General features: G+C 32.6%; 1 pseudogene. It reads left to right on the top strand.

Features of this window, described 5'->3' with window-relative positions:
- Positions 1 to 119, top strand: a pseudogene (locus tag HT703_RS11435) (N-acetylmuramoyl-L-alanine amidase family protein); the annotation flags it as partial.
- Positions 120 to 543 lie beyond the last annotated feature (424 nt).

The raw sequence follows: 543 nt of genomic DNA, 5'->3' as shown, positions 1-543 counted from the left end.
ATCAATGGTTCCAAGTTGGAGACAAATGGTACTATGTCAATGAAAGCGGAAGATTAGCGGTTAATACTATAGTAGATGGTTATAAAGTTAACTCCAATGGGGAGTGGGTCAACTACTAGAACCTTGGATGTTGATGAATAACTGAGACATGTTTTGTCCGTCATAGAGATTAAAAGTTTATTTAGATAGTTTTCGTAGAAATTTCTACTTTAAGAAAAAGTCAATTTAGATGAGCTCTTATTGCCGGGTAAATGCCTTGCTAGTCGTAAATAAACTGTATATTTCCGACTTACTTAGGACTGGATACCACTAGTCGCAACTTAACAGTTCGCTTTAAGTGTTAAAATGCATATAGCTAGTTATTGGTTATATGCGTTTTTGTTCTTGATTATTTTATTTCTGTCTTGGAATATAGGTAAAATTATAGTAAAATAAAATTCTGTAAATCATGTTGGTAGATATACAGGAAGAAGAGTGTATTGTTGACAATACAGCACATAGAATCCAACATGTCCTTATACTCAAAAAATCAAAGAGCAAATT

The organism is Streptococcus sp. 3874, from assembly GCF_013276425.1.
Classification (GTDB): Bacteria; Bacillota; Bacilli; order Lactobacillales; family Streptococcaceae; genus Streptococcus; species Streptococcus pseudopneumoniae.
This window is presented reverse-complemented; position numbering and strand designations above follow the sequence as displayed.